This is a genomic window from Streptococcus sp. SO2 (assembly GCF_030440025.1).
On sequence record NZ_JAQFJH010000030.1, the window covers coordinates 1 to 5,780 of the forward strand.

Consider the following 5,780-nt stretch of genomic DNA (forward strand, 5'->3'; position numbering starts at 1 on the left):
GAGTGGACTTACCGCTGGTGTACCAGTTGTCTTGCCAAAGGCATCGCTGGGTAGCTATGTAGGGAAGGGATAAACGCTGAAAGCATCTAAGTGTGAAACCCACCTCAAGATGAGATTTCCCATGATTATATATCAGTAAGAGCCCTGAGAGATGATCAGGTAGATAGGTTAGAAGTGGAAGTGTGGCGACACATGTAGCGGACTAATACTAATAGCTCGAGGACTTATCCAAAGTAACTGAGAATACGAAGCGTGATTATTTTTAAGTGAAATTTGAGAGATATTCAATTTTGAGTAGGTATTACTCAAAGTTAAGTGACGATAGCCTAGGAGATACACCTGTACCCATGCCGAACACAGAAGTTAAGCCCTAGAACGCCGGAAGTAGTTGGGGGTTGCCCCCTGTGAGATAAGGAAGTCGCTTAGCTTTAATCCGCCATAGCTCAGTTGGTAGTAGCGCATGACTGTTAATCATGATGTCGTAGGTTCGAGTCCTACTGGCGGAGTATGTAAACGTTCTAAGGAACGTTTTTTTATTTGTCTTTCAGGGATCATCTTGATCCTTTTTTTATTTAGCTCTTTATTAATATTTAATATATTTTATAAGTAATTCATTAATGGATTTTGCTATGTTGCAATCATAGTTCAGATGAGTTTTTTAATGAGATAAATTGCTAGAATAAGTGCAACATTTGGAAATATCCTACAAAGTTGTTCGATGGCTGAAAACATGGCTTTGGCTGTTCTATCTGGTATATTGAAAGTTAAGTAAAAGCGATTTTTCCGCTCCAGCAAGGTCGCTAAATAGCCCTTGCTTTTGCCTCTGGAAGTCGATCTCCTAGTGACCAAAACTCTCACGAATTCGGACCTCTTTAGGACGTTTAGCAATCGGCGTGTCAATCCTAAATGTTTGACGTGTTTCTTTGGGTTGTCAAGTTTTTCCTTTACGACGAAGGACTCTTAAATCTAGATCAATCAAACCTGCATTGAGCCAGTTATAGATGGTTTTAAAAGCTACTATTGGCTTTTGTATAAGTTGATAGGGGTTATAAATCTGTTCAGGTGACCAGGAAGATTTTAAACAGTTCTCAATTTCCTTTTTCAATTTTGGTGTTAAACAAGACTTCCGGCCCTTTTGCTTAGCTCTGTGGTTGTTCTGTTTCTGTGCTAAGACTGCGGAATAACCATTTTGGCATTGTATTAACTCTCTTAAAATGGTAGACTTATGGACGCCAAGTTTACTTGCAATTTGGCAAGGTTTCAAACCTAAATCCAAGTAAGTTTCTATCTTTATCCAGTCAGTTATGGTAGGATGGGAGTAGCTCATAGTTTTTCCTCGGGTTCTGTTTGTGTAGTTACCTACAGTTTACACCAATGAAATGTGCTACACTATATTTTACAACTTATCTAATAAAATAAACTAGAATAATTCCTACAATGCATTCCTTTCATTAGGGAAATTTTAGATATTTTTTTGAAATGTAGGATTTTCCACCTGATTTGTTAATTTTTTTATCTGTTATTTATTTGAATATTCATTATAGTACATGATAGAAGTATCTTCCCAGGTTCTTCTATTTTTTTGTTATACTCATTTTATCAATAGAAATGGAGTTAAATAAAATGATTAAACAGGTTTATGAACAGTATCTTGATTTTTATGATCTTATTGAAAAGGAATATAGTAATTTAATAGATAATGATTTAGAATGGGAAATTTTTCATCTTCGATTTTTACTTTATTATCTACTTCGTTATAACATTGATGTTATTCATCCGTTGATTTCTTATCACTATCGCGCTTGCTACCGTTTGTATATCGAACAGTTATTGACTTCAAATGACTGTGTTGGGGGATAATTTATATTTTTTATATTTCCGAACGATTTTATAGTTTTATCTTTTCATAATACAAATTTACAATATTTTATTAATATTAATTTTCTAATTTTCTCTAATTCCCTAATGTTTCTGGTCTTTGGTCTTGAAAAAATTGAGAATCTTTATTATAATAAATTGTAAGATATAATTGCAGGTGAGATTCCTGCCATGTATGTGAGAAAGGAAGAGCCTAAGGGCTCAGACAAGATTATGACTTCAGTTGTTGTTGTAGGCACCCAGTGGGGTGATGAAGGTAAAGGGAAGATTACAGACTTCCTTTCAGCTAATGCAGAAGTGATTGCGCGTTACCAAGGTGGAGATAATGCTGGTCACACAATTGTGATTGATGGAAAAAAATTTAAGTTGCACTTGATTCCTTCTGGAATTTTCTTCCCTGAAAAAATTTCTGTTATTGGAAATGGGATGGTTGTAAATCCTAAATCACTTGTGAAAGAGTTGAGCTATCTTCAAGATGAAGGTGTTACAACAGATAATCTACGTATCTCTGATCGTGCGCATGTCATTTTGCCTTACCACATTGAGTTAGACCGTCTGCAAGAAGAAGCTAAGGGTGAAAATAAGATTGGTACTACTATCAAGGGTATCGGTCCAGCTTATATGGATAAGGCTGCTCGTGTTGGAATCCGTATTGCGGATCTTTTAGATAAGGATATTTTCCGTGAGCGTTTAGAACGTAATCTTGCTGAGAAAAACCGTTTGTTTGAAAAATTGTACGATAGCAACCCTATCTCATTTGATGATATTTTTGAAGAATATTATGAGTATGGTCAACAAATTAAGCAATATGTGACAGATACTTCTGTTATCTTAAATGATGCGCTTGATAATGGTAAACGTGTGCTTTTTGAAGGTGCACAAGGTGTTATGTTAGACATCGACCAAGGTACTTATCCATTTGTTACTTCATCAAACCCTGTGGCTGGTGGTGTGACAATTGGTTCTGGTGTTGGTCCAAGTAAGATTGACAAGGTTGTAGGTGTATGTAAAGCTTACACAAGTCGTGTTGGTGATGGTCCTTTCCCAACTGAATTATTTGATGAAGTGGGAGATCGTATCCGTGAAGTAGGTCATGAGTATGGTACAACTACTGGTCGTCCACGTCGTGTAGGTTGGTTTGATTCAGTGGTTATGCGTCATAGCCGCCGTGTTTCTGGTATTACTAATCTTTCATTGAACTCTATCGATGTTTTGAGTGGTTTAGATACAGTTAAAATCTGTGTAGCCTATGATCTTGATGGTCAACGTATTGACTACTATCCAGCTAGTCTTGAGCAATTGAAACGTTGCAAGCCTATTTATGAAGAATTACCAGGTTGGTCAGAAGATATTACTGGAGTTCGTACTTTGGAAGATCTTCCTGAAAATGCACGTAACTATGTTCGTCGTGTGAGCGAATTGGTTGGGGTTCGTATCTCTACTTTCTCAGTAGGTCCTGGTCGTGAACAAACAAATATTTTAGAAAGTGTTTGGTCATAAGAGATTTTTTAAGATTTGTTTAAGATAGTTCAGCTATACTATAGACAGTTACAAGAAGACCTCCTAACTTGTTGTAACAAATATCCTAAACTTTTCTTTTTCATAATAATCTCCCTATAAAGTCACCGCATTCGGTGGCTTTTTTTGTCAGTTTTTAATACTCAATGAAAATCAAAGAGCAAACTAGGAAGCGAGCCGCAGGTTGCTCAAAACACCGTTTTGAGGTTGTGGATAGAACTGACGAAGTCAGTGACACATATACGGCAAGACGAAGCTGACGTGGTTTGAAGAGATTTTTGAAGAGTATAAGTTCTATCTGGGTGTCTTCTTGAAAGTAGTATAGGAAGAAAAAAACAGAGGGCCTTAAGTCTTTAGATCAAGTTTGGATTTGGTAGCTCTTGATCTACGAGGTTTCAACGTTTCAGTAGATTAGTTAAGGTTGTGGAAATAGAAAAGAAGTTTTGGAAGAAGGAAATTTTTGAATTTGAAAACACCAACAAATCATTCAATTTGCCAATAGATCAAAGGCTCATAACTAAACAAAAATGAGGTTGGGACAGAAATCGGTAATTCGTTAGAATTCGATTTCGTCGTCCCACCTCCGCACAGTTGAGTAGGGTTGTAAAAGCTGATGAAATCAGCGTAGTAGAGCCCACTCAACCACTGCGTCTTGCTCGACAATCAAAAGACAATTGAGAGGTTAGGACTTTTGTCCCAACCTCTTCAGTCAACTATTTTCTTGAGAATTTGTAAGTTAGAGAAACTTGAATTTTTTTCTGAATCAGCTTACTTGATAACTTGATTACCTGATTTATCACTTTGAAATTGCTTCATTTCGTGCATAAAAGTATCTACCTTCAGTTTATCTGTGATGATACTGACACTGATTAGCTTATTTAGTTTTTTCTCATGTCCGTTTAAAAAAATAGGATTTCTAATTTTTATGGTTAACTTTGCGCAGTTAAAGGGACACTTTTTAATGGTTATTTGTTCGATATCTTGAAGTCTAAATTGATAATGTAATACGCTGTGGCCTCTACTGCTATAGGTATAATACTGAACAGTATTGTTTTTAAAAATTTCTACTTTTACTCCATTTATGAAGAGAGAATAGCCTAAAAACCATATAAGAAGTGGGGTATAAATCAGCACTACCGACACAACAATCTTGTCTGCAAAATCAGTATTGTAAGTCATCAGACGCTTCAGAATCCAGAGAATCATAACAGATATAGATATCATGGATGGTCCCCCTACTCTATTAAATGTATCTTTATATGGAAACATCAAGGTAAGTTTTGGTTCATCCTGTAAAAATTCTAATTTCATTATTTACCCTTTCATCTTGTTTATTATTTAAATCTCAGGATAATCATCTCTTGGAGACTTATAGTTAAAAATCTTCCGACAGATCTGGACATTCTGTATCAGTTGTCTCCATTACCCTCAGTTCATGATTTCTAGTGTTTCTCTAAATTTTGCTACTATTATACTCTTTTTAAAACTTTATTTCTACAATCCAGAGATAGATTACTATCTATAGAAAAGTTAGTTACTGCAAATATTACAGAGCTCTTTTTTTGTCTAGGAAAACATGCTATAATGATAGAATTGATAGGCGAGAAAAGAGAGAAGCTATGGATTATACAGTTGAAGAAAAAGAAGCATTTATGAGAGAGGCCTTACAGGAGGCAGAGATTGCTCTTGCCCACGATGAAATCCCAATAGGTTGCGTCATTGTAAAGGATGGAGAAATCATTGGTCGGGGGCACAATGCACGTGAGGAGTTGCAACGTGCGGTCATGCATGCGGAAATTATGGCCATCGAGAATGCGAATCTGAGGGAAGAGAGCTGGCGTTTGTTGGACTGCACACTTTTTGTGACCATTGAGCCTTGTGTGATGTGCAGCGGGGCGATTGGGCTTGCTCGTATCCCTAAGGTAGTTTATGGGGCTAAAAATCAGAAATTTGGTGCAGCTGGAAGTCTGTATGATATTTTGACAGATGAGCGCCTCAATCATCGTGTAGAGGTTGAAACAGGGATTTTAGAGAGTGACTGTGCTAGCATTATGCAGGAATTTTTCAGAAATCGACGGAAAAAATAATTTCTCTTTTAAAATCTCTGGAAATGTGGTATAATAACTAATGGAGCAACAGTTCTGCGTGAAGCGGGTCAGGGGAGGAATCCAGCAGCCCTAAGCGAAGTGAATTGTGTGCTCTTTTTTTGTGCTTTAAAGAAAATAGTTTAAGTATGGCTAAAAAGGAATGAGTTTGTTATAGTCATTTAGTTTTAAAAAAGCACTCTAAACATTCAAAGATATTTGGGACTTCCCTTAATAAATTTGTCACTTTCTTTTTCAAGACAGCCCAAGCTTGCTCAATGGGATTCAAATCTGGTGAAT

The 5,780-nt window shown here is 36.5% G+C and carries 4 protein-coding genes, 1 tRNA gene, 2 rRNA genes, 1 other RNA gene and 1 pseudogene; 7 read left to right on the plus strand and 2 right to left on the minus strand.

Annotated features, from left to right (window positions below):
- The 3 genes from PCY17_RS11875 to PCY17_RS11885 all read left to right on the plus strand — a co-directional run.
- Nucleotides 1-232, plus strand: a 23S ribosomal RNA gene (locus PCY17_RS11875); the annotation flags it as partial.
- Nucleotides 233-311: 79 nt separating this feature from the next.
- Nucleotides 312-427: ribosomal RNA gene (rrf, locus tag PCY17_RS11880) — 5S ribosomal RNA — on the plus strand.
- Between the two features lie 5 nt (nt 428-432).
- Nucleotides 433-506: transfer RNA gene (locus tag PCY17_RS11885), tRNA-Asn, on the plus strand.
- A 187-nt stretch (nt 507-693) separates the two neighbouring features.
- Here PCY17_RS11885 and PCY17_RS12215 read toward each other — a convergent pair.
- A pseudogene (locus PCY17_RS12215) lies at nt 694-1,327 on the minus strand (IS30 family transposase); the annotation flags it as partial.
- 296 nt (nt 1,328-1,623) lie between these two features.
- Between PCY17_RS12215 and comW the strand changes: the two are divergent.
- A complete protein-coding gene (comW, locus tag PCY17_RS11895; RefSeq protein WP_301395715.1) occupies nt 1,624-1,860 on the plus strand; it encodes a sigma(X)-activator ComW in 237 nt (78 codons plus the stop codon).
- 231 nt (nt 1,861-2,091) lie between these two features.
- Nucleotides 2,092-3,378 carry an adenylosuccinate synthase gene (locus PCY17_RS11900; protein ID WP_301395720.1) on the plus strand — a complete coding sequence of 429 codons (1,287 nt, stop codon included), beginning with the start codon at nt 2,092-2,094 and terminating at the stop codon, nt 3,376-3,378.
- A gap of 786 nt (nt 3,379-4,164) precedes the next feature.
- Here the strand turns inward: PCY17_RS11900 and PCY17_RS11905 are convergent.
- Complete coding sequence (locus PCY17_RS11905) at nt 4,165-4,707, minus strand: hypothetical protein (protein WP_301395716.1); 543 nt, start codon at nt 4,705-4,707, stop codon at nt 4,165-4,167.
- 308 nt (nt 4,708-5,015) lie between these two features.
- Between PCY17_RS11905 and tadA the strand changes: the two genes are divergently transcribed.
- Nucleotides 5,016-5,483, plus strand: a complete 468-nt coding sequence (gene tadA, locus PCY17_RS11910; protein WP_301395718.1) for a tRNA adenosine(34) deaminase TadA — start codon at nt 5,016-5,018, stop codon at nt 5,481-5,483.
- 32 nt (nt 5,484-5,515) lie between these two features.
- Nucleotides 5,516-5,613, plus strand: an RNA gene (gene ffs / locus PCY17_RS11915) — signal recognition particle sRNA small type.
- The last annotated feature ends 167 nt before the right edge of the window (nt 5,614-5,780 follow it).